Raw genomic sequence first — 22,103 nt, 5'->3', positions numbered from 1 at the left:
TACAGATCGATGACCTTAACCGTGGAGCCGAGGCGAAGGAAGCGGCGCCGCGCCCTCATTTCTTCCGCTTTGCGCGCTGTATTTCGACAGGGATTAGGCGGTTCGCCGTCCGGGATGGCGAAGGTTGTTGACAGCCTCATACAGTATGTCGCATACACTGTGTGTCACACACTATGTGGCGGCAGGTGAGGCGGCGTCGTGGATCGGGAACTGTTCGAGACGATGCGGCTGGAGCTGCGGCGCGGGACGCTGGTCCTGGCGGTGCTCGCCTGCCTGCGGACCGAACGCTACGGCTACACCCTGCGTCAGGCGCTGGCGGCGGACGGGCTGGAGATGGAGGAATCCACCCTCTACCCCCTGCTGCGGCGGCTGGAGGGGCAGGGGCTGCTGACCAGCGAATGGCGCGAGGAGGAGAAGCGAAAGAAGCGCTTCTACGTCCTGTCGCCGGGGGGCGAGGCCATGCTGGCCGCCCTGACCGAGGAATGGCGCGGCATCAACGCCTCGCTGGAACGATTGCTTTGAAGGGACGGGAGAGGGCGCGATGGACATCATCGAACGCTATCTGGAGGCCGTGGCGGCGCAGCTGCCGACCGAGGACCGCGAGGACATCGTCGCCGAACTGCGCGACCTGATCCTGAGCCGCGTCGAGGCGCGCGAGGAGGAGCTGGGCCGGGCGCTGAGCGACGAGGAGAAGGAGGCGATCCTGCACGAGATCGGCCACCCGCTGATCGTCGCCGCCCGCTATCGCAAGGGGCCGGACAGCCTGATCGGGCCGGAGCTGTTCCCTTATTGGCTGTTCGGGGCCAAGGCCGGGCTGATCGTCATCGCGGCGGTGCAGGCGCTGGGGCTGCTGATCAGCGTGCTGGGCGCGCCGGCCGATTTCGGGCGGGCGATCAGCCAGGCCTTCCACGGCTTCTTCTCCGGAGGGCTGACCCTGCTTGGGGCGCTGACCCTGGCCGGGGCGATCATGGAGCATTACGACATCAAGCCTAAGTGGCTGACCAAATGGCGGGTGCGCGACCTAGCGGCCTTCGGCCTGGCCGATCCGGCGAAGTGGGGCGCGTCCCTGGCCGGAACCGAGAAGGCCAAGTCCGAGTGGTTGCCGAAGGGCGCGCGCGTCTGGGGCGTGACGGCGAACGACAAGCCGGGACTGGAGGCGCTGGCTTCCCTGATCGTCGGGGGCGTCTTCGTGATGTGGTGGATCGGCGTGATCCGCTTTCCGGGCCTGGGCGAGTTCTCCTTGAGAAGCGGCGCGGTGGGGATCGAGGCGGCGCCGGTGTGGGCGGCCCTCTACGGCCCCATCCTGGCCCTGGCCGTAGGCGGCATGGCGGTGGACGCGGTCAGCCTGATCCGTGGACGCGAGGGGCGGCTGACCTGGCTGCTGAAGATCCCGCTGGCGGGCGCGGCGCTCTGGGTGCTGTGGCGGCTGTTTGATGCGGGCTGGTGGCTCACCCTGACCCAGGGCGCGGCGAGCGCCCGCGTCGAGGGCGGGGCGACGAACATCAGCCTGGACGCCCTGCGCGCGGTGAACGATGCGGGCCGCGATCTGGATGGGACGGCCCTGACGCTGGGTACGGTGATGACCTGGGTGTTCGCGGTGATGGCGATCAGCTTCGTCGTCAACATCGCGACCTATGTCTGGCGGCTCGCGACGACGCGCGAAGGGTAATCCGCCAGGCTGCGGCGCCGTCATGTCCGAAAACCGCGAGACACGGCGGCGCGGCGGGCGCATGTTGCAGGCATGGAAAGCGCCCGCAACATGCTGGATCAGGAGGCCTGCTATCGAGCCGTCCTGACGCGCGATCCGCGCTTCGACGGGCGCTTCTTCACCTGTGTGAAGACGACGGGGATCTATTGTCGCCCGGTCTGCCCGGCGCGGACGCCCAAGCGCGAGAACATGACCTTCGTCATCAGCGCGGCGGCGGCCGAGGAGGCGGGCTTTCGCGCCTGTTTGCGCTGTCGACCCGAGACGGCGCCCGACATGGGCGCGTGGCGCGGCACCTCCAACACCGTCAGCCGGGCGCTGAACCTGATCGAGGCGGGGGTGCTCGATGAGGGCGACGTCGACGCCCTGGCCGCCCGTCTGGGCGTGGGCGAGCGGCACCTGCGCCGCCTGTTTCGCCAGCATCTGGGCGCCGCGCCGGTCAGCGTGGCCCAGACGCGCCGCGTCCTTCTGGCCAAGGCCCTGATCCACCAGACCGACCTGCCGATGGCTGAAGTGGCGATGGCGTCAGGCTTCGGCAGCGTGCGACGGTTCAATGAGACGTTTCAGGCCCTGTATGGGCGGCCGCCGTCGGCGCTGCGGGCGCGGGCCGAGCGGCCGTGGGACGCCAGGTCGAATGAAGGGGTGCGGCTGAGCCTGCCCTATCGTCCGCCCTATGAGATCGAGGCCATGTTGGCCGCCCTGAAGGCGGGCGGAGAGACGGTTGAAAGAGGCGTCTGGCGCCGCGCCCTGACCCCGGCGACGGACGGGGCGACGGGCGAGGTTTCGGCCCGGTTCGAGGCGGGCGACCGGCTGGCGGTGACGGCGGCGCTGGACGATCTGAAGGCCCTGCCGGGCGTGCTGGCGCGGGTGCGACGGCTGTTCGACCTGTCGGCCGATCCCGAGGCGATCCGGCGCGATCTGGCGGCTGACCCTGTGCTGGCGCCGCTGGTCGAGGCGCGGTCGGGCCTGCGCCTGCCGGGCGTCTGGAGCGATGAGGCGGCCGACATGGCCAGCGACCGGCTTGAGGACGAACGGCTGGCGGGGCGGGCCGAGCGGTGGCGGCCCTGGCGGGCCTATGGCGTGCTGCACCTGCGCGAGGCGGGGATCGACGGCATGACGATCATGGAGAACGACGATGATAAAGACGCAGCTTGAAGCCTTCACCCTGGACCGCATCGCCACGCCGGTGGGCGAGGTGCTGTTGGTTACGGACGCCGACGGCGCCGTGCGCGCCTTCGACTTCACCGACTATGAGGCGCGGATGATGAAGTTGCTGGCCCGTCACTACGGCGAGGCGCGGCTGACGCCGGGGCGGGCGCCGGAGGCGGTGCGGAACGCCGTGGCCGCCTATTTCGACGGCGATCTGACGGCGCTGGACGGGCTCGCGGTGAAGACCGGCGGCACGGACTTCCAGCGCGCGGTCTGGGCGGCGCTGCGGACCATTCCGGCGGGACGGACCTGGAGCTACGGTCAACTGGCCCAGGCCATCGGCAAGCCCGCCGCCGTGCGGGCCGTAGGGCTGGCCAACGGCGCCAATCCGATCGGCGTCATCGTGCCCTGCCACCGGGTCGTCGGGGCCAATGGAACCCTGACCGGCTATGCGGGCGGGCTGGAGCGCAAGCGCTGGCTGCTGGCGCATGAAGCGTCGCAGGACGGCCCCGATGATGGAACGCAGCAGGGGGCGTTTGCGCTGGACTGACAGCGCCCTCCCTTTCGGCGCTCATTTCTGGAGTCTGATGATGAACCTGCCCAACGGGGCCCTGGTCGCCGTCGCCGACGGCGAGAAGCTGAGCCTGTTCCGCAACACCGGCCACAACCTCGACATCCAGCTCAAGCCGATGGCGACGCCCGAGATCCCCGAACGCCTGTCCGGCGCGCCGGGCCGCCGCTCCAGCGACGCCAACCCCGACAACGACACCCAGGCCGAGGACGGCTTCGCCATGGGCGTGGCCGAGGCGCTGAACCACATGGCCCTGACCAACAAGATCGAGGCCCTGGCCGTCGTCGCCGCGCCCAAGACCCTGGGCCAGCTGCGCAAGCATTGGCACAAGACGCTGGAGGAGCGTCTGGTCGGCGAGATTCCCAAGGCCCTGGCCGGCCGGCCGGCCGAAGAGATCGCCGAGGCGATCAGCCGGGCGTAGCCGTTCAGGCCGCGCCGTCCAGAAACAGGCGGCAGGCCGGGTTGTCGGTCTCGTCGGCGTAGGGGTAGCCCAGTTCGTCCAGCGCCTTCGTCAGGGCCGCCGCCTGGTCCGGCGGGACGCTGACCCCCGCCAGCACCCGGCCCGCGTCGTCGCCGTGGTTGCGGTAGTGGAACAGGGTCAGGGCCCAGGCGGGCTGCAGGCTGTTGAGGAAACGCAGGAAGGCGCCGGGCCGCTCGGGGAATTCGAAGCGCAGCAGCCGCTCGTGCGGCAGGCCGATGGTGCGCCCGCCGACCATGTGGCGCACGTGCAGCTTGGCGGTCTCATTGTCGCTCATGTCCACGACGGCATAGCCGTCGGCGGTCAGGCGTCTGAGCAGGCTTTCGCGCTCGGCGGCGCCGTCGCGCAGGGCCACGCCGACGAAGATCTGGGCTGTACCGTCGCCGGACCAGCGGTAGTTGAATTCCGTGATCGAGCGGCCGTCCAGGCTCTGCAGGAAGCGGTGGTAGTCCTCGCGCCGGTCGGGCATGGAGACGGCGAACAGGGCCTCGGCGCCCTCGCCGATCTCGGCCCGCTCGGCGACGTGGCGCAGACGGTCGAAATTGACGTTGGCGCCCGAGTTGATCGCCACCAGCGTCCCCGATCCGGGGTTGCGCGCGGCCCAGGCCTTGAGCCCGGCCAGGGCGACGGCGCCCGACGGCTCGGCCACGGCGCGCACGTCGTCGAAGATGTCCTTCACGGCGGCGCAGATGGCGTCGGTGTCGACCAGCACGATCTCGTCCAGCAGATCGCGGCACAGGCGGAAGGTCTCGTCGCCTGCGCGGCGCACGGCCACCCCGTCGGCGAACAGGCCGACCTGATCCAGATCGACGACGCGCCCGGCCTCGATGGCGCTCTTCATCGTCGGGGCCTCGGCGGGTTCGACGCCGATGAGGCGCGTTTCGGGCCGCAGGAAACGGACGATGGCCGCCACCCCCGCCGCCAGTCCTCCGCCGCCGATGGGGATGAAGACGGCGTCGATCGGATCGGGGTGCTGGCGCAGGATCTCCAGTCCGACCGTGCCCTGGCCGGCGATGACGTCGGGGTCGTCGAACGGATGGACGAAGGCGGCGCCGGTCTGCGTCTCGAGCGCGCGGGCGTGGGCGTAGGCGTCGTCGAAGCTTTCGCCGTGCAAGACGACCTGACCGCCCAGACCCTGGACCGCCGCCACCTTGATGCCGGGCGTGGTGGTCGGCATGACGATGGTCGCCGCCGCGCCGCGCCTGGCCGCCGCCAGCGCCACGCCTTGCGCGTGATTGCCCGCCGAGGCGCAGATGACGCCGCGCGCCAGTTCGGCCTGACTGAGCGCCGCGATCCGGTTGTAGGCGCCGCGGATCTTGAACGAGAAGACCGGCTGCAGATCCTCGCGCTTCAGCAGGGCCGGGCGGCCGATGCGGGCCGACAGCCGCTTCAGCGGATCGAGCGGAGTCTCCTCGGCCACGTCATAGACGCGGGCGGTCAGGATGCGGCGGACGGTGTCTTGCACGATGATCTCGGTCAGGCGGCGCAGGGGAGGATGAAGCGTGTCCCGGTCTAGGCGATGCTGCGGCGCATGAGAATGAAAATTGCGCGCCTGTCCTTCTCCCCTTGCGGGAGAAGATGGCGACCGAAGGTCGTCGGATGAGGGGTTTCGCAACCTTGAGCACTGGGCTTTAGCTTAATGGAAGGCGCAAAGAGACCCCTCATCCGTCTCGCTGCGCGAGCCACCTTCTCCCGCAAGGGGAGAAGGATGCGCGTCGTTGATTTCCCTTGCGCCGGGTGCGGAAGAGCCTACATTGTTTCTGCTTATGCTAAGTTTGAGCATAAGTCGGGGCCGCGCAGACGGCCGATAGGGAGTAGGGACGATGGCGGACGGCGCTTTCGGTCTGTCGAAGGAACTGGCGGAAGAGACCGCCCCGGTGTGGGACAAGGTCAAGGACTTCGTCACCCCGCTGGAGTGGCCGCAGCAGGCCCGGCTGATCAGTGAGATCAACCGGCTGAAGCGCGAGCGCGACGCGGTCATCCTGGCCCACAACTATATGACGCCCGAGATCTTCCACGGCGTGGGCGACTATGTCGGCGACAGCCTGGGTCTGGCCAAGGAGGCCGCCAAGTCCAAGGCCAAGGTGATCGTTCAGGCAGGCGTTCATTTCATGGCGGAGACGTCCAAGATCCTGTCGCCGGACAAGACGGTGCTGATCCCCGACCTGCGCGCGGGATGCTCGCTAGCGTCCTCGATCACGGGGGCGGACGTGCGGCTGATCAAGGAACGGCATCCGGGCCTGCCGGTCGTCACCTATGTGAACACCACGGCCGATGTGAAGGCCGAGACGGACATCTGCTGCACCAGCGCCAACGCCGTTCAGGTCGTCGAATGGGCGGCGAAGGAGTGGGGCGTCGACAAGGTCATCCTGATCCCCGACGAATATCTGGCGCGCAATGTGGCGGCCCAGACGACGGTGGGCATCATCGCCTGGGCGGGACACTGCGAGGTGCACAAGCGCTTCACCACGCAGGACATCGCCGACATGCGCGACGCCTGGCCGGACGCCGAGGTGCTGGCCCACCCCGAATGCCCCGAAGAGATTCTGCGCGCGGCCGACTTCGCCGGTTCGACCGCCGCCATGACCGAATATGTCGAGAAGCGTCGGCCCAAGCGGGTGGTGCTGATCACCGAATGTTCGATGGCCTCCAACATCAAGGGGGACGTGCCCGAGGTCGAGTTCGTCGGTCCCTGCAACCTGTGCCCGCACATGAAGCGCATTACGCTGGAGAACATCCGCGACTGCCTGCTGCACATGCAGTTCGAGGTGACGGTGCCGGAAGAGATGCTGGAGAAGGCGGCTCTGGCGGTGCAGCGGATGATCGACCTGCCGCCGCCGTCGAAGCCGGCGCGCTATGACCTGGTCAAGGCGCGGCATCATGTCGATGTGGAGCTGATCTGACGGCCCTGCGGCGACGCGGCCCGTTGCGGGACCGTCGCCGCGCGCCCAGTTCGAATCCATGAGCGACACAGACAACACCCTTCCCCCCGGCGGCCGCAGGCCCGGACCCTGGGACCCGCGTCCGGAAGAGGCGGCGCCTGCGCCCGCGCGCGAGACGCCGCGCTACAGCGCGCGCCATGAAACGCCGCAGGAGGACAAGGGCCAGCACCCGGTCTGGGCGGTGGTCTCGACCCTGCTGATGGCGGGTTTCCTGTGGTTCCTGACCGGCAGCTGGGTGGTGGCGGGGGCCGTTCTGTTCGGCCTGTTCGTGCACGAGTACGGCCATGTGCTGGCGATGAACCGGGTCGGCATGGGCCCGGCGCGCATCTACATCATCCCCTTCCTGGGCGGGCTGGCGAAGGGCCAGCGCGAGCCGAAGAGCGAGTGGCACGGCGTGCTGGTGTCGCTGGCGGGACCGGCGTTCGGCCTGCTGGCCATGATCCCCTTCGTGGCCGTGGGCCTGGCGCTGAAGGCGCCGGAGTGGCTGATGGGCGCCTTCTTCATCGCCATGATCAATCTGCTGAACCTGCTGCCCGCGCCGCCGCTGGACGGCTCCAAGGCGCTGGGGCCGGTGCTGACGCGGGTGCATCCGCGGCTGGAGCAGGTCGCCCTGCTGGTCGTCGGCGGTCTGGCCGTGTGGTGGGGACTGTCGACGGGGCGGCTGATCCTCGCCGTCTTTCTGGGCCTGGCGGTGTTCGGCCATCTGAAGCGCGGCGTCTGGCGCGCGGCGTGGGGGCGGCTGAGCTGGCCCGAGGCGGGGCGCAGCCTGGCCCTCTACCTGCTGACGGCCGTGGTCTGCGCGGCGGCGGCGATCGCCGCCTTGCTGCCGCTGACAGGCGGAGCGGTCGAGCCGGCCTTCGAGATGGGGCTGCGGTTCTTCGGCGTGGGGACCCGTTAGGGCGATGGCGCGCATGCGGCATGATGGGCCTCTGATCATCGGCGGCGGGCTGGCGGGTCTGTCGGCGGCGCTGGAGGCGGCCGAGGCGCTGGGGTCGGACGGCAAGGTGCTGGTGGTGACGCCCGAGCCCTTGCTGAACGCCTGCTCTTCGGCGTGGGCGCAGGGCGGGATGGCGGCGGCCCTGTCACCGCAGGACAGCGCGGCCCTGCACGCCAAGGATACCGAAGGCGCGGGCGCCGGTCTGGTCGAGGCCGAGGCGGCGCGCGCCCTGACGACGCGGGGGCGTGAGACGGTCGAGTGGCTGGCCGGGCTGGGCGCGCCCTTCGACCGCGATAACGACGGCGGCTTTTCCGTCAGTCTGGAGGCGGCGCACAGTCTGCCGCGCGTGGCGCGGGTGGGCGGCGACGGCGCGGGCCGGGCCATATTGTCGGCCGTGGTCGCCGCCGCGCGGGCCACGAAGGCCATTGAGATCTGGGAAGACGGCCGGCTGCGCGGCCTGATCCGCGACGTGGACGGTCGGGTGCGCGGCGCGGTGATCGAACGCCGAGGCGGCCGCTTGGACGAAGTGTTCGCCCCCGCCGTGGTGCTGGCCACCGGGGGGATCGGCGGCCTGTTCGAGGCGACGACCAATCCATCGGCCCTGCGCGGCGAGGGGCTGGCGCTGGCCTGGCAGGCCGGGGCCGAGGTGCTGGACCCCGAGTTCGTGCAGTTCCATCCGACGGCCATCGATGTGGGACTGGACCCGGCGCCGCTGGCGACCGAGGCCCTGCGCGGCGAGGGGGCGCGGCTGGTCGATGGCGGCGGCGCCTTCCTGCTGGGCGATCATCCTGACGCCGATCTGGCGCCGCGGGACATCGTGGCGCGGGCGGTGCACGCGGCGCGGGTCGAGGGGCGCGGCGCCTTCCTCGATGCGACGAAGGCGGTGAGCGAGGCCTTTCCGCATGAGTTTCCGGCCGTCTTCGCCGCCTGCATGCGGGCCGGGCTGGACCCGCGCGTCAGCCCGATCCCCGTGGCGGCGGCGGCCCACTATCACATGGGCGGCATCGTCGCCGACGACGAGGGGCGCACGACCGTCCCCGGCCTGTTTGCGATCGGCGAGTGTGCGGCGACGGGGGTGCATGGGGCCAACCGGCTGGCGTCCAACTCCCTGCTGGAGGCGGGCGCCTTCGGGCGGCGCGCGGGCCGGGCGGCGGCGGCCGAGGTCCAGCCCGAGCGGCGGCCGCTGGCGGCGGTGCAGGCGATGACGGACCTGCCGCCGGAAGCCTTGGCGGCTTTGCGTGCGGCCATGACGCGCCATGCGGGCGTGGTGCGGGACGAGGCGGGGCTGGCAGCGCTGCTGGCCCTGATCGACGACCTGGCGAAGGCGCATCCGACGGCGGCGTGCCTGACGGCGGCGCGGCTGGTCGCCGAGGGGGCGCTGAACCGGCGCGAGAGCCGGGGCGGCCACTATCGCCGCGACTTCCCCGACAGCCTGCCGAGGGCCGAGCACACGCGGATGCGCCGGACGGTTGAACCCGCGCGCGACGAAGAGGCCGAGGCGGCGACGCTCGCCGCCCTGGCGGCCGTGATCTGAATGATGAAGGACGTTTCCGTGACCCGAACCCTGCCGGACCTGCTGATCGAGCCCGTGGTGCGCATGGCGCTGGCCGAGGATCTGGGGCGTACGGGCGATGTGACGGCGCAGGCCTGCATCCCCGAGGACGCCCGCTTCAGCGCCGTCTTCTGCGCGCGTCAGGCCGGGGTGATGGCGGGCGGGGCGGTGGTGCGGATCGCGGTCCACGCGCTGGACCCCCAGGCGACGGTGGCGGTGAAGGTCGTCGACGGCGAGGCGTTCGAGGCCGGCGCCGTGCTGATCGCGGTCGAGGCGAACGCCCGCGCCCTGCTGTCGGCCGAGCGGACGGCGCTGAACCTGCTGGGCCGGATGTGCGGGATCGCGACCCTGACGCGGACCTATGTGCAGGCGGTCGCTGGGACGCACGCGCGCATCGCCGACACCCGCAAGACCACGCCGGGGCTACGGGCGCTGGAGAAACACGCGGTCGCCTGCGGCGGCGGGCTGAACCATCGTTTCGGGCTGGATGACGCCATCCTGATCAAGGACAACCACGTCGCCGTCTGCGGCGGGGCGGGCGAGGCGGTGCGCCGGGCCAAGGCCTTCGCCCCCCACCTGATGAAGGTCGAGGTCGAAGTCGACGGCCTGGATCAGCTGGACGAGGTGCTGCCCGAACGGCCGGACGTCGTCATGCTGGACAACTTCAGCCTGGAAGACATGGCCGAGGCGGTGCGGCGGGTGCGGGACAGCGCCTTCGGATCGGTGGTGCTGGAGGCGTCGGGCGGGGTGAACCTGACCACGGTCGCAGGCATCGCCGCGACGGGGGTGGACGTCATCTCCGTGGGCGCCCTGACCCATTCGGTCATGCAGCTGGACATCGGCCTGGACGCCGGCTGAGCGGACGCGGACCGGGGTTTTTCGGGGAACGGGCCCGGCAGGGGGCCGTTTTCAGAAAGCGGGAGGGCGCGACCTCGAAGGAGAGACGCCATGACCAGGGCCCCACAGCCGCCCAGGGAGCAACGCAGCTTCGCCGACCGCGGCGCCCAGTTGATGGATGAGGCCGCCGCCGTGGATCGGCGCGACCGGGCGGACGGCGTGCAATCCGGCCAGCCGGGCGATGCGGACGTCAACCTGAGCCAGCAGGGGCGTTACGGCAATCTGCAGCAGAATCTGACGACCCACCGCAAGACGCATCCCTAGACCAGGATCGATCAGGCTTCGGCGTTGATCGTGACGGTCGCGGCGGCGGGCTGGGGCGAGGCCGGGGGCGTCGCTACCGGGGCGGGCGCAGCGGCGGGACGCTCTTCCGTCTTGCCCGACGCCAGGGCTTCGCGCGCCAGGACGGCGGTGTAGGCCACGGCGCCCGAGGCGTTGCGGGCGGCTTCGACCGGATCGAGGCTGGCCTGGACCAGACGCGGGGCGTTCTCGGCCGGACCCGACGGGCGCGGGTTGTAGGCGAAGGCCTGGCTGGCGCCCGAGCGGCCGCCGAAGCGGTAGAACAGGTGATCGCCGACCTGGTTCACCCGCACCAGATTGTTGCGCCACGACGGCGAAACGGCGGTGGTGTGGAAGTGGGTGGCGTTGCCGACGGCGGCGAACACCTGGCCGGACAGGGCCTTGGCCGCCACGTCGCGGGCGCGATTCCAGGCCGCGCGGTTGACGGCGCCGCGCATGGCGCCGTTGCAGGTGAAGCTGAACTGGCAGCCCGAACCGCGGTTGGCGCCCTGATAGACGACGCTGCAGACGGTCTTGGGGAAGGCGGGGTGGCGGGCGCGGTTCAGCACCACCTGGGCCACGGCCTTCATGCCGTCGCGGCCTTCGCCGCGGGCTTCATAATAGACGGCCTGGGTCAGGCAATCGAGGTCGCGCGACTGGTCCAGGGCGCCGTCGAGGCGGAAGGGACGAGCGGCGGAAACCCTGGTCGCGCCGGGGCCTTGCAGGCTGGCGCGGCGCAGGCCGTCCTGGCCCTGAAGCTGCTCCAGGCGGGCGGTCAGCAGTTCGGCCTGACGGTCGCGCTGGGCCGAGCCGGCGACGGAATAGGGGTCATGGCGATGGGCGATGGTCAGGGCGCTGGCGTCCAGGCCGCCGGCCGCTTCGGCCAGGGCTTCCTGGGTGTAGCCGCCGGCGCCGGCGCCCTGCAGGCGCTCGGCCTGGGCGCGCACGGTCGAGGCCTGGGCGGCCAGGCCGCCCAGATAGGCCCCTCCGACAGCGAGGCCGACGACGCCGCCGAACGCCGCCGCTGCCGTCGTGGGGCGCAGGCGGAATGAGCGGGCGGCGTGCATCAGCGCACGCGTCTGCGAGGAGAGAGACAAAGGCGTAGTCCTGTACAACAGGGCGAGGATGCCGCCCCCGTAGATCCCGAACCCCGGCGACAAGGACGCGTCGCGCTTAAGCGGGTCGGGCGAACGCCGACTGAACGCCGACCCTCGAAGGCGGGCCTTTATCCATCCGATCATGGCCTCAATGTGACTGATTCGCTAGAATTGTAATTTCTTCAGCATAAGAAGAACGCCTATCAGTCATTATTCCACGTCGTTTTAATCGTGACGAAATTGCGCCTTAGACATTCTTGCGAAGACTGTATTTTTATGTTGATCGAAGATTGAGCGTGGAGCGGTCGGGCGGTGAATAAGCTATTGGTTGATGGTCGACATCTTGGTTGTCAGAGTCACGCCATAGATGGGAACCTGAGGTCGATTCTCGCGTTCCAAGCTGAGCTATTTCAAGGAGTTGCCCCATGACCCGCACCGCTTCCCGCCTTGCCGTACTGGCGCTGGCCGGCGCCGGAGCCCTGGCCCTGTCGGCCTGCGGCCACAGCATTGAACAGAAGGCGGCCACCGGCGCAGTCGCCGGGGCCGTGGTGGCCGGTCCGGTCGGGGCGGCCGTCGGGGGCGCCGCAGGCGCGGCGGTCGGCCACGCCCAGAAGCCGCACTGATTCCAGCTGCACACTGAAGGCTGACGCGGCCGCCTCGCGCGGCTGCATTGTGCGTCCGAGCGGCCTCTCCGTCCCCTAAATCCAATGAAATTGGGCCGTGGAGCTTGATTTCGGCGCGAAATTCGGCTTTGGCCTCCCGCCGGGCCGAGCGCGTCGAGATGCGCCTCCCGGCCCGATCCAAGGCCGTCGCCTCGGCGATCGGCCCCTTTCGCCGTCTCCATTCCCTATCAAGGACACCCGCCTCTCAGCATGCGCGACCTCAAGAACACCGGCTTCAACGACCGCCTGTCCGCCCAGAAAGACGCCAAACAAGCCCTCCTGGCCCGGTTCAAGCCGAAGCCGACGGTTCAGGATCCCGAGTTCGAGAAACTGGCCGAAAAGCGCGCCGCCGAGAAGGAGGCCGTCCGCCAGCAGCACGAACTGGCCAAGGCCGAAGTGCGCCGCGAGAAGGCCGAGAAGGAAGCCGCCCGCTTGGCCGCCGAAATGGCCGCCCAGGAAGAGGTGGACGCCGCCAAGCGCGCCGCCCGCAAGGAGCGCAAGCAACTGACCAAGGAAGAGCAGAAGGCCGCGCGCGACGCCCGCTACGCCGCCCGCAAGGCGCGCCAGCGCTAAAGGGCTGCGCCCTTCTCCCCCTGCGGGAGAAGGTGGCGGCCGCAGGCCGACGGATGAGGGGTCTCTCCGAAGTCTGACGAGGGGCGAAGCCAGCGTCGAGCAACCCCTCATCCGACCTCTCCCGGACTGAAATCCGGGATCGGCCACCTTCTCCCGCAGGGGGAGAAGGGTTTGCGTTGCAACATCCCTGCGGCTTCGACGTTACAGGGGCGAAGATTCCTGCGGCGGGGCGCCGCCGACCCCTTGGATCGCGGGCCGGACGACCTAACTGCAAGGCTGATCTTCACACCGCACTGCAAACGGGAGCCGTCATGAACGCCATCGACACCGGTCTTAAGCCCAAGGAGCGCGCCGACGTCGCGCGCGAACTGTCCAAGGCCCTGGCCGACAGCTACGCCCTCTATCTGAAGACGCACGGCTACCACTGGAACGTGCGCGGGCCGGAGTTCTTCAGCCTGCACAACCTGCTGGAAGAGCAGTATCGCGAGATCTGGGCCGCCCTGGACGAAATCGCCGAGCGCATCCGCGCCCTGGGCGAACTGGCGCCGCAGAGCGCCTCGGCCTTCGCCAACCTGACCTCGATCAAGGACGGCGATCCCGAGAAGGAGTCCTCCGAGATGCTCAAGGAGCTGATCAAGGACCACGGCGTGGTCATCGCCACCGCCCGCGCGGCCCTGGACGCCGCCGACGAGGTCGGGGACGAGGCGTCGGTCGATCTGATGACCGTGCGTCTGGCGGCGCACGAAAAGGCCGCCTGGATGCTGCGTTCCAGCCTGGGCGAGCGTTAAGCGGGAAGAGGACCGCCGTTTCGCCTCACGGAACGGTAATCTTCGCGTCTGAAAAGCGCCGGATTGGGCGGTCATGCAGATCGTCGATTTCCGGCGCCGTCAGGCGTCGCTATACGGACGTCGCATGAACCTCGGCCGCCTCACGCCGCTGAAGACGACCGGACGCCGTGCTGTGGCAGCGGCGCCTGCCACCATGGCCGTGACCCTGGCGGCGATGGGCGTGGCCATGTCGGCCAGTTCGACCCCGCGCCCCGACATCGACCGCACCGCCGAAGCCGTGGCCCGCGCCACCGGCGGCGACCTGGGCCCGAACGGTCTGGCGGCGGTGACGGCGCGGATGGATGCGGGGCAGTTGGCCGTCGCGCGGCGGCATGATCCGGCCCTGGGCCTGCCCGAACTGTATGGGCTGACCCCCGGGTGGGAGAGCCTGACCCTGGGGGGCAAGCCCAGTCTGGATCAGGGCGTGGCGGGCGTTGCGGCGCAACAGTTGAACGCCGCCATGCCCAACGCCTTCGGCGCGCTTCAGCCCGCGCGGCCCTTCGTCTTCCGTCCAGCGGACGAGGCGTCGCGTCGGCGCGCCCTGCGCTGCCTGACCCAGGCCGTCTATTACGAGGCGGCGCTGGAGCCGACAGAGGGGCAGGAGGGCGTGGCCCAGGTCGTGCTGAACCGGGTGCGCGATCCCAACTATCCCTCCAGCGTCTGCGGCGTCGTCTATCAGGGCGCCGAGCGGACCACGGGCTGTCAGTTCAGCTTCACCTGCGACGGCTCCCTGGCGCGCGGGCCGGTGAGCTGGGCCTGGGATCGGGCCGAGCGGGTCGCGGCGCGCGCCCTGAACGGCCATGTGTCCGAGCGCGTGGGCACGGCCACCCACTACCACGCCGACTACGTCCACCCCTGGTGGTCGCCGACCCTGGCCAAGATCACCCAGGTCGGGGCGCACATCTTCTATCGCTGGAAGGGCGCGGCCGGAGAGACGGCGGCCTTCGTCAACGCATACGCGGGCCGCGAGCCGTCGATCGACGAGGCCCGCTTCGCCCAGTCTCGCGTCCTGCTGGCCACGGCTGCCGACAGCGTGGAAGAGGCGCTCGACGGGGCCAGGTCGGGCGAACTGCGCACGGTCGAGATCGACGGCCAGACCCGCGTCGTCGGCATCGCCAGCCTGGGCGGTCGCCGCCAGGCCGGCAAGGAGGAGATCGCCGCCATCAACGAGCGCCTCAAGGCCTTCGAGGCCGGCGCCGTCCCCAGCGTGACCGTGACCGGCCCGCCGCCCGCCGGCGTCACGCCCATGGCCGTCGAAGAGGTCGGCAAGCCGCAGGGCTGAGGGCGCGGGCGGATCAGCCCGCGCCGGTCTTACGGACCAGGCCGTCGTCCGTTTCTGAGATGTCGGGCGCGTAGTCCAGAATGTCGGCTGGAGCGCAGTCCAGATAGCGGCAGATGGCGTCCAGGGTGGCGAAGCGCACGCCGCGCACCTTGCCCGACTTCAACAGGGACAGATTGGTCTCCGAAATGCCGATGGCTCGCGCCAGCACGTTCGAGCGCACCTTGCGCCGCGCCATCATTACGTCCAGCCGCACGATGATGGGCATCAGACGAACCGCGAGGCGTCGTCGTGCACCTCGGCGCCCCAGGCCATGACCCGCGCCACGACGAACAGGATCAGTCCCAGCGCCAGGGCCTTGGCGCTGTCGATCCTCAGCCAGCCCTCGTCGTCGAACCCCGCCAGCGTCACCAGGACATGGCCGAGCGTCGGAGCGACGGCGTAGGCCATCAGCCACAGAGCGATGCCGCCCATGCAGCGGGCGTTCTCCTGGGTCAGGACGACGCCGGAGCCGTAGAGGCGGAACAGTCGTCGCAGCCCCCACAGCACCGCCAGGGCGGGGATCATCATCACGCTGGCCGACAGGGCCAGGGCGATCTTCTGAATCCAGGGCAAGGCGCCGACGGTGGTCCAGCCGGACGGCACGGGCGGGACCGTCGCCTCGATATAGATCTGCATCCCGCCGGGGCGCACCTGCAGCCGGGTTCCCACGTAGGTCAGCACGGCGACGACGGCGATCGCCAGCAATGCGGCGCCGAAGGCGAACAGCACCGTGAACAGCCACTCCAGCGGACGGCTGAGCCGTCGGATGCGGACGAAGGCGTCAGGCTCCAGTGGAACCGGCGGGGGCAAGGCGACGACGACCGCCATGGGATAATGCGGCTCCAATTCGATTGACGGCTATATTTTTATGTATTTCGATATGTTTGGCAACTCAACCAAGGATACGACATGTCGCATCACGGCCAAGGGCGCGGGGCGCCCGTCATCGCAGGTCTGGTTCTGGCGGCCCTGCTGGCCGGTTGCGCCACTCCGGCCAGCCGCCATCCGTTGACGCCCGCTGACCTGGGTGCGGCTTCGCGCGCCTCGGCGCTGGAGGCGAGCCTGGCGCGGCCCGGCGTCGTGACCTTCGAACGTGTTCGGTTCGCCCAGTGGACGGCGGGGCGAGGGGTCTTCATCGATCGCAAGGACTCCCGTACGGCGGCCGTTCCCAAGGGCGATGAGGAGGCGATGATCTACGCCTATGTCGTCGATCATCCTCGTTTCGGTCGGGTGATGATCGACAGCGGGGTGTCGGCCGAACTGGGGGAGCGGCTGAACGGTCTGATGCGCCGGGCGGTGGCCGACCTTGATCTCCGCATCGAGCGCACCACGGCGCAGTGGGTGGACGGCCAGACGCCGCCGCGCATGGTCTTCCTGACCCATCTGCATTTCGATCATGTGGGCGGGCTGGTCGACCTGCCGGTCACGACGCCCGTCTATGTGGGTGCAGGCGAGGCTCAGGATCGCAATCGCGTAAACCTGGTTCTGGGCCGCCCGGCGGACGCCGCCCTGCGCGGCTACGGACCCCTGCGCGAATGGCGGTTCCAACCGGACCCCGACGGCCGGTTCGCCGGGGTGCTGGACATCTTCGGCGACGGTTCGATCTGGGCCATCAGCACGCCGGGGCATTCGGCGGGATCGACCGCCTATCTGGTCAATGCGGTGGACGGGCCGAAACTGGTGGTCGGCGACGCGGTCAGCACCCGTCTGGGCTGGGAGCAGCGGATGCCGCAGCCGGTCGCAGCCGCCGCTCGCGCCGACGCCGAAGCATCCGCCGAACGGTTACGCAGCTTTGCGGCCGCGCATCCGACTGTGACGGTCTTCCTGGGCCACCAGTCCCGAATGGGGCAGGCGGAGGCGCGCTGAAGCGCCTCCCGCTTTTCTCACCAGGCCCCGATCTTCTCGGCTTCTTTGTGGCTGATGGGGTGTTGGGCGGCCTTGTGGTCTTCCTCGGCCAGGAAGCGGGCGGCTTCGAGGGCGGCCATGCAGCCCATGCCCGCCGCCGTGACGGCCTGGCGATAGACGTCGTCGGTGACGTCGCCGGCGGCCCAGACGCCCTCGATGGCGGTCGCGGCCGTGCCCGGCTTGACCCGCAGATAGCCGCCGGAATTGGTCTCCAGCTGGCCCTTGAACAGCTCGGACGAGGGGGCGTGGCCGATGGCGATGAAGACGCCGTCGGCGGGGATTTCGCTGATCTCGCCGGTCTTGACGTTCTTCAGGCGCACGCCGGTGACGTTGCGGGCCACGCCGTCGACGACGCCGACGACTTCCTCGACGGCCACGTCCCAGACGACCTTGATCTTGGGATGGGCGAACAGGCGGTCCTGCAGGATCTTCTCGGCGCGGAACTCGTCGCGGCGGTGAACGACGGTGACGGTCTCGGCGAAGTTGGTCAGGAACAGGGCTTCCTCGACGGCGGTGTTGCCGCCGCCGACGACCACCACCTGCTTGCCGCGATAGAAGAAGCCGTCGCAGGTGGCGCAGGCTGAGACGCCGAAACCCTGATAGGCGGCCTCGGAATCCAGCCCCAGCCACTTGGCCTGGGCGCCGGTGGAGATGATGACGGTTTCGGCCAGAAGCTCAGTCCCCGAGTCCAGCGTCAGGCGGAAGGGGCGCTGCGACAGGTCGGCCTTGACCACGATGTCGTGGATGATCTCGGTCCCGACATGCTCGGCCTGGGCCTGCATCTGCTGCATCAGCCAGGGGCCCTGAATGGTCTCGGCGAAGCCGGGATAGTTCTCGACGTCCGTGGTGATGGTCAGCTGGCCGCCGGGCTGAAGCCCGGCGATGATCACCGGGTTCAGCGAGGCGCGGGCGGCGTAGATGGCGGCGGTCCAGCCGGCGGGGCCGGAACCGATGATGGCGACACGGACAGTACGAGCTTGGGTCATGGCGCCTATTTAGGCGCTGATTCCCTCAAGCGCGATGCCGATGCGACATTCACAGGCCGGATTCAGGCGTGAGCCGGTTGTTTGGCGTCGGCGGCGCGGGCCGCCCGCAGCTGCTCCAGGGTGTCCGCGACGTCGGACAGGAAGACCTGACGACGCTCCGCCGCCTCGGCGGGGTCCGCGCCATGACGCATGACGCGGCCGTTGAACAGGGCGGCCTCTTCGCGGATGCGGGCGACCAGGGCGGTCAGATGGCCCTTGCCCTTGCGCTGGTCCATGACCTGGGCGTGATTGTCGGCGTCGCGAACACGCCGGGCCAGGGCTTCATCGACATCCTGTCCCATCTCGGCGCGGCCAGCCATCTGGCTGAAGTCATGGGCGTAGAGGCGGATGAAATTTTCCACGATCAATTAGAACGTCCTTTCCGTGACTGAGCTTCGGCCAAGGCGCAGCCGACCGCCGGCGATGCCGCCGTCGATTCATGGGCTGGGTTTTGCCTTGATCCCGACATATGGGGACGGCGAGGGCCTTTCGCCACCTTGGCCGCTGGGAGGGGCCGCTGGAGAGCGGCTTGGGGCCTCAGCGCTTCGGCATGGCCGCCAGCACGGCGCGGGCGGCGCGCTCGGTTTCGTTCAGCGGTTCATAGGCCCAGGGCGTCAGCGTCCCGTCGAAGGGGCGGGCGGCGCCGCGGGCCTGAAGATCGGCGTGCAGGCGGGCGAACTTGCCCGGCGCCTTCCTGGCGATCATGGGCAGGATATGGACGGGCTTGCCGGTCGAGGCGGCCTCGGCGGCCATGTTGGCGCTGTCCTCGGTGACGAGGATGTGGTCGGCGCCGTCCAGCATGGCGAACAGGGGGTTGTCGCCCGTACCGTCCCAGATCCAGCCGGGCAGGGCCGACAGGCGTTCGGTCATCGCCGCCTTGGCCGCCTGCGGCGTGCGCCGCGAATAGGTCAGCAGCAGGGCGCCGTTCGCGGCGGTCACGGCCTCGGCGATGCGGCCGGCCAGATCGGCGGCGTGGGCGGGCGGCAGGTCGAAGGCGGCGGACGCTCCGCCCACCATCACCGCCACGCGCGGATGGGGCAGGGGGGCGATGCGCGCGGCGAAGGCGGGCGCCGCCTCGGCCAGCCTTTCGCGCGTGATGCGGTGAGGGCTGCCGGTGATCGACAGGACGTTGGGGCCGCTGAGGGCGTCATGGGCGGGGGCGACGATCAGGCCGTAGCGGTCGTTGCGCCAGCGTGGGTCCTGGGTCTGGACGACGAAGGTCCTGCCGCCGCTCCAGTCGCGCACGCGCGCCGACAGGGGCAGGCTGGCGCGGCCCGTGGCGATCCACAGGTCAGGCCATTCGGCGACGCCGCGCGGATCGAACGACCCCGGCGCCAGCATGGCGGGGGTCTTCAGGGCCGAGGGCCAGCGGTCGAAGGCGGGGCGCCAGCGGACGGTCTGGACCGTGATCTCGGCCGGGGTCAGGCGGGCGACGGCCTCGGCCAGGCCCAGGGCCTGGTTCTGGATGCCGGTGCGGCCGTCGGACACGACCCAGATGGAAAGAGGGCGCGCGGCCATGCCGCGCGCCCTGCCTTCAGCCTCGATGTCGGCGGAGGTTACTTCCACTCGACCTTGAGGATCTCATAGGCCTTCACGCCGCCGGGCGTGTTGACCTCGACCACGTCGCCGACCTCCTTGGAGATCAGGGCGCGGGCGATCGGCGAGGCGATGGAGATCTTGCCCAGCTTCACGTCGGCCTCGTGTTCGCCGACGATCTGATAGACGCCTTCCTCCTCGGTGTCCTCGTCCACGAAGGTGACGGTGGCGCCGAACTTGACCTGGTCGCCGGACAGTTTGGACACGTCGATCACCTGGGCGCGGGACAGCTTGTCCTCGATCTCGGCGATCGAGCCTTCGATCCAGCCCTGGCGCTCCTTGGCGGCGTGATATTCGGCGTTTTCAGACAGATCGCCATGCTCGCGGGCTTCCGCGATGGCGGCGATCACGCTGGGTCGTTCCACCGACTTCAATTGCTTGAGTTGATCGTCGAGGGCGCGATACCCCTCGGCCGTCATCGGCACTTTTTCCATTGTGTCGTGAGTTTCTTGCTACGCCCGAAGACAGGTGAGAGACGTTCCGGTACCGCTGCGGCCACGGGGGCGTTGCGTGACCGGCCCAAGAAGGTAGGGCGCCCGACGTCCAAACTCAAGATGGCCGACCGGCGCCATTCGGCGTGGCGGAAGCGCGCAGCCCCGATTCAGCCCCTGTTCACGGCCTTGTGGTCGGAGCGGGCGGGACGGAGGGCCGGCGATCACGGCTGAAGGCGCGCCGCAGCGCCGTCCAGGCGATGAACCCCAGGGCCGCCACGGCCAGGAGCATGAAGACGCCGGACACGACCGCGACGCCCGCGGCGATGAAGGCGATGACGAGACAGACGGCCGCGAACAGGGCCGCGATGACCTGGAGAACAGACAGACGCATGAAAGTGTTAACGCCGCCGGGCAGGCCGGGTTTCCTCGGTCGGCTTCCGGACCTCAGCGCCGCCGCCCGCTCCAGCGACGGCGCCGATGGGGCGGCCGGGACGTCGTGCGGGCGCCGCGCGGGACGTCATGGTCCGGAGCGCGGCGGCTCTTCCACAATCGCCAGGCCAGAGTCGCCAGGGCGATCTTGCCGGCATGGCGCGCGGCCAGGCTGCGGCCCCGACGCGACAGCAGCAGGCCGCCCAGCAGGGCGGAAAGGCGAGGCAGAGGCATGGACGGCGTCTCCTACGGATGCGGAACCTGTGGGAGCAACGGCCGGGACGCCGCCGGGTTCAGCGCCCCGGCCTCGCCTTATCGTCTCATTCCGCGCGTTTGGGCATCAGGGCCTCGGCGGCCAGAACCGAGCCTTCCACGCCCAGGGTGACGGCGGGCTCGGGCGTGATGCGGAACAGGCCCGAGTGGTGGCCGGGGGCGTCGTCCACCTGATCGGGCGGCGTGCCGCCGACGCGGAAATAGACGCCCTTCACGCCCAGCTCGGGGGTGACGAACTCGGCGAAGTCCTCGGCCCCCATGCCGGTGCGCGGATTGTCGATCAGCACCCCTTCGCCCAGGGCGGCGGTCAGGGCCTCGCGGACGCGTGCGGCGGTCTCGGCGTCGTTGATGGTGGGCGGGGTGTTTTCCAGCGGCGAGCGCACGACGGTCGGCAGCTTATCCTCGGGCACGCCCAGGGCGCGGGCGGTGTTGGCCGAGATGCGGTCGATGCCGTCCAGCAGCTTGGCGCGGACCTCAGGGCTGTCGGCGCGGACGGTCAGCTGCATGTCCACGCGGTCGGAGATGATGTTGTGCTTGATGCCGCCCTTGATGGCGCCGACCGTGACCACGGCGCCCTCCAGCGGGCTGGTCTCGCGGCTGCGCAGGGACTGCAGGCCCACCACGATGTGCGAGGCGACCAGGATGGGATCGACCCCCAGATGCGGCGAGGCGCCGTGGGTGGCGACACCGTGCACGGCGATGTCCACGCTGTCCGAGCTGGACGAGGTGATGCCCAGCGGCACGCCGATCCGTCCCGTCGGGGTGTCGGCCGAGACGTGGAAGGCCAGGGCGTAGTCCGGCTTGGGGAAGCGGGAGTAAAGGCCGTCCTGCACCATGGCGCGGGCGCCGAAGATACGCTCCTCGGCCGGTTGGGCGACTAGAACCAGGGTGCCGGACCAGTTGGCCTTGCGCGCCTGCATCTGACGCGCCGTGCCGACCAGGGCGGTGATGTGCACGTCGTGGCCGCAGGCGTGCATGACGGGCTTTTCGACGCCGTCGCTGTCGACCTGACGGGCGGTGGAGGCGTTGGCCAGGCCCGAGGTCTCCTCGACCGGCAGGCCGTCCATGTCGGCGCGGATCATGACCGTGGGTCCGGGACCGTTGCGCAGGACGGCGACCACGCCGGTTCCGCCGACGCCGGTGGTGACGTCATAGCCCAGGGCGCGCAGCTCCTGCGCCATGCGCGCCGAGGTCTCGACTTCGAGGCCCGACAGTTCCGGGTTGCGGTGGAAGTGGTCGAACAGGGCGCCGAGGTTGGCGTCATAGTCCGCCTTGACGGCGGCCTTGAGCCCCGCGTCCTGGGCGATGGCGGGCGCGGAACCGGCCGCCAGAACGGCGGCCAGAATGGCGGTGAGCGTGGTCTTCTTCATGATGGTGTCCCCTCCGGTGTCGGGAGCGACCTTAGCCGCTGACGGGGAGGGGGCAACCGGAGAAGGGGTCGTGTGCGCGCG

Annotated in this window: 26 protein-coding genes; 15 read left to right on the top strand and 11 right to left on the bottom strand. The window is 69.9% G+C overall.

Features of this window, described 5'->3' with window-relative positions:
* Positions 1-198: 198 nt before the first annotated feature.
* The 5 genes from ACWIDZ_RS05555 (at position 199) to ACWIDZ_RS05535 (ending at position 3,846) form a co-directional block, all read left to right on the top strand.
* Positions 199-522: a PadR family transcriptional regulator gene (locus tag ACWIDZ_RS05555; protein WP_312218909.1), complete on the top strand. Its 324-nt coding sequence runs from the start codon at positions 199-201 to the stop codon at positions 520-522.
* A 19-nt stretch (positions 523-541) separates the two neighbouring features.
* Entirely contained in the window at positions 542-1,669 is a 1,128-nt protein-coding gene (locus ACWIDZ_RS05550) for a hypothetical protein (RefSeq protein ID WP_453989101.1), read from the top strand.
* A gap of 72 nt (positions 1,670-1,741) precedes the next feature.
* Positions 1,742-2,860 carry a bifunctional transcriptional activator/DNA repair enzyme AdaA gene (locus ACWIDZ_RS05545; RefSeq protein ID WP_453989100.1) on the top strand — a complete coding sequence of 373 codons (1,119 nt, stop codon included), beginning with the start codon at positions 1,742-1,744 and terminating at the stop codon, positions 2,858-2,860.
* Complete coding sequence (locus ACWIDZ_RS05540; protein ID WP_453989099.1) at positions 2,841-3,404, top strand: methylated-DNA--[protein]-cysteine S-methyltransferase; 564 nt, start codon at positions 2,841-2,843, stop codon at positions 3,402-3,404. The genes ACWIDZ_RS05545 and ACWIDZ_RS05540 overlap by 20 nt, the downstream gene beginning before the upstream one ends.
* A 37-nt stretch (positions 3,405-3,441) precedes the next feature.
* Positions 3,442-3,846 (top strand): host attachment family protein, encoded by a 405-nt coding sequence (locus ACWIDZ_RS05535; protein WP_338577950.1) that lies wholly within the window; start codon positions 3,442-3,444, stop codon positions 3,844-3,846.
* A 4-nt stretch (positions 3,847-3,850) separates the two neighbouring features.
* Here ACWIDZ_RS05535 and ilvA read toward each other — a convergent pair whose 3' ends face one another.
* Positions 3,851-5,368: a threonine ammonia-lyase, biosynthetic gene (gene ilvA / locus ACWIDZ_RS05530; RefSeq protein WP_453989098.1), complete on the bottom strand. Its 1,518-nt coding sequence runs from the start codon at positions 5,366-5,368 to the stop codon at positions 3,851-3,853.
* Positions 5,369-5,726: 358 nt separating this feature from the next.
* Between ilvA and nadA the strand changes: the two genes are divergently transcribed.
* The 5 genes from nadA (at position 5,727) to ACWIDZ_RS05505 (ending at position 10,495) form a co-directional block, all read left to right on the top strand.
* Positions 5,727-6,806, top strand: a complete 1,080-nt coding sequence (gene nadA / locus ACWIDZ_RS05525) for a quinolinate synthase NadA (protein ID WP_453989097.1) — start codon at positions 5,727-5,729, stop codon at positions 6,804-6,806.
* A gap of 58 nt (positions 6,807-6,864) precedes the next feature.
* The gene (locus ACWIDZ_RS05520; protein ID WP_453989095.1) at positions 6,865-7,743 is read left to right on the top strand and encodes a metalloprotease; all 879 of its coding nucleotides are present in this window, start codon (positions 6,865-6,867) and stop codon (positions 7,741-7,743) included.
* A gap of 4 nt (positions 7,744-7,747) precedes the next feature.
* Complete coding sequence (locus tag ACWIDZ_RS05515; RefSeq protein ID WP_453989094.1) at positions 7,748-9,316, top strand: L-aspartate oxidase; 1,569 nt, start codon at positions 7,748-7,750, stop codon at positions 9,314-9,316.
* On the top strand, positions 9,317-10,192 hold the full coding sequence (gene nadC, locus ACWIDZ_RS05510) for a carboxylating nicotinate-nucleotide diphosphorylase (protein WP_453989093.1): 876 nt from the start codon (positions 9,317-9,319) through the stop codon (positions 10,190-10,192).
* Positions 10,193-10,282: 90 nt separating this feature from the next.
* Positions 10,283-10,495, top strand: a complete 213-nt coding sequence (locus ACWIDZ_RS05505) for a hypothetical protein (protein ID WP_291779289.1) — start codon at positions 10,283-10,285, stop codon at positions 10,493-10,495.
* A gap of 11 nt (positions 10,496-10,506) precedes the next feature.
* Here ACWIDZ_RS05505 and ACWIDZ_RS05500 read toward each other — a convergent pair whose 3' ends face one another.
* On the bottom strand, positions 10,507-11,607 hold the full coding sequence (locus ACWIDZ_RS05500; protein ID WP_453989092.1) for a cell wall hydrolase: 1,101 nt from the start codon (positions 11,605-11,607) through the stop codon (positions 10,507-10,509).
* A gap of 425 nt (positions 11,608-12,032) precedes the next feature.
* Here ACWIDZ_RS05500 and ACWIDZ_RS05495 point away from each other — a divergent pair, with 425 nt between their 5' ends.
* The 4 genes from ACWIDZ_RS05495 to ACWIDZ_RS05480 all read left to right on the top strand — a co-directional run bounded on the left by ACWIDZ_RS05495 (position 12,033) and on the right by ACWIDZ_RS05480 (position 14,951).
* On the top strand, positions 12,033-12,230 hold the full coding sequence (locus ACWIDZ_RS05495) for a hypothetical protein (protein ID WP_338577956.1): 198 nt from the start codon (positions 12,033-12,035) through the stop codon (positions 12,228-12,230).
* A gap of 249 nt (positions 12,231-12,479) precedes the next feature.
* On the top strand, positions 12,480-12,842 hold the full coding sequence (locus tag ACWIDZ_RS05490) for a DUF6481 family protein (protein WP_291779298.1): 363 nt from the start codon (positions 12,480-12,482) through the stop codon (positions 12,840-12,842).
* 311 nt (positions 12,843-13,153) lie between these two features.
* On the top strand, positions 13,154-13,630 hold the full coding sequence (locus ACWIDZ_RS05485) for a Dps family protein (RefSeq protein WP_453989091.1): 477 nt from the start codon (positions 13,154-13,156) through the stop codon (positions 13,628-13,630).
* Positions 13,631-13,703: 73 nt separating this feature from the next.
* Positions 13,704-14,951 (top strand): cell wall hydrolase, encoded by a 1,248-nt coding sequence (locus tag ACWIDZ_RS05480; RefSeq protein WP_453989090.1) that lies wholly within the window; start codon positions 13,704-13,706, stop codon positions 14,949-14,951.
* A 13-nt stretch (positions 14,952-14,964) separates the two neighbouring features.
* Here ACWIDZ_RS05480 and ACWIDZ_RS05475 read toward each other — a convergent pair whose 3' ends face one another.
* Positions 14,965-15,216, bottom strand: coding sequence for a helix-turn-helix domain-containing protein (locus ACWIDZ_RS05475; RefSeq protein WP_453989089.1), 252 nt, complete (start codon positions 15,214-15,216; stop codon positions 14,965-14,967).
* Positions 15,216-15,818 carry a DUF2975 domain-containing protein gene (locus tag ACWIDZ_RS05470; protein ID WP_453989088.1) on the bottom strand — a complete coding sequence of 201 codons (603 nt, stop codon included), beginning with the start codon at positions 15,816-15,818 and terminating at the stop codon, positions 15,216-15,218. Before ACWIDZ_RS05470 ends, ACWIDZ_RS05475 begins: the two co-directional genes overlap by 1 nt.
* Positions 15,819-15,899: 81 nt before the next feature.
* On the opposite strand from ACWIDZ_RS05470, the gene ACWIDZ_RS05465 reads away from it, so the two are divergent.
* Positions 15,900-16,856 carry an MBL fold metallo-hydrolase gene (locus ACWIDZ_RS05465; RefSeq protein ID WP_453989087.1) on the top strand — a complete coding sequence of 319 codons (957 nt, stop codon included), beginning with the start codon at positions 15,900-15,902 and terminating at the stop codon, positions 16,854-16,856.
* 17 nt (positions 16,857-16,873) lie between these two features.
* On the opposite strand, the gene trxB is transcribed toward ACWIDZ_RS05465, so the two are convergent.
* The 7 genes from trxB to ACWIDZ_RS05430 all read right to left on the bottom strand — a co-directional run bounded on the left by trxB (position 16,874) and on the right by ACWIDZ_RS05430 (position 22,022).
* A complete protein-coding gene (gene trxB, locus ACWIDZ_RS05460; protein ID WP_453989086.1) occupies positions 16,874-17,881 on the bottom strand; it encodes a thioredoxin-disulfide reductase in 1,008 nt (335 codons plus the stop codon).
* Between the two features lie 62 nt (positions 17,882-17,943).
* Entirely contained in the window at positions 17,944-18,288 is a 345-nt protein-coding gene (locus ACWIDZ_RS05455; RefSeq protein ID WP_291779309.1) for a hypothetical protein, read from the bottom strand.
* 169 nt (positions 18,289-18,457) lie between these two features.
* Positions 18,458-19,486 (bottom strand): mitochondrial fission ELM1 family protein, encoded by a 1,029-nt coding sequence (locus ACWIDZ_RS05450; protein WP_453989085.1) that lies wholly within the window; start codon positions 19,484-19,486, stop codon positions 18,458-18,460.
* Positions 19,477-19,950 carry a transcription elongation factor GreA gene (gene greA / locus ACWIDZ_RS05445; RefSeq protein WP_003170051.1) on the bottom strand — a complete coding sequence of 158 codons (474 nt, stop codon included), beginning with the start codon at positions 19,948-19,950 and terminating at the stop codon, positions 19,477-19,479. The genes ACWIDZ_RS05450 and greA overlap by 10 nt, the downstream gene beginning before the upstream one ends.
* A gap of 178 nt (positions 19,951-20,128) precedes the next feature.
* A complete protein-coding gene (locus ACWIDZ_RS05440; protein ID WP_291779317.1) occupies positions 20,129-20,341 on the bottom strand; it encodes a hypothetical protein in 213 nt (70 codons plus the stop codon).
* A gap of 53 nt (positions 20,342-20,394) precedes the next feature.
* Positions 20,395-20,613 (bottom strand): cysteine protease, encoded by a 219-nt coding sequence (locus tag ACWIDZ_RS05435; protein ID WP_453989084.1) that lies wholly within the window; start codon positions 20,611-20,613, stop codon positions 20,395-20,397.
* Between the two features lie 86 nt (positions 20,614-20,699).
* Positions 20,700-22,022, bottom strand: a complete 1,323-nt coding sequence (locus tag ACWIDZ_RS05430; protein WP_453989083.1) for an amidohydrolase — start codon at positions 22,020-22,022, stop codon at positions 20,700-20,702.
* Between the last annotated feature and the right edge of the window lie 81 nt (positions 22,023-22,103).

The sequence above is a fragment of the Brevundimonas sp. NPDC055311 genome, from assembly GCF_053645695.1.
The sequence above is the reverse complement of the archived record's forward strand: the minus strand, read 5'-3'. Positions and strand labels throughout refer to the sequence as shown.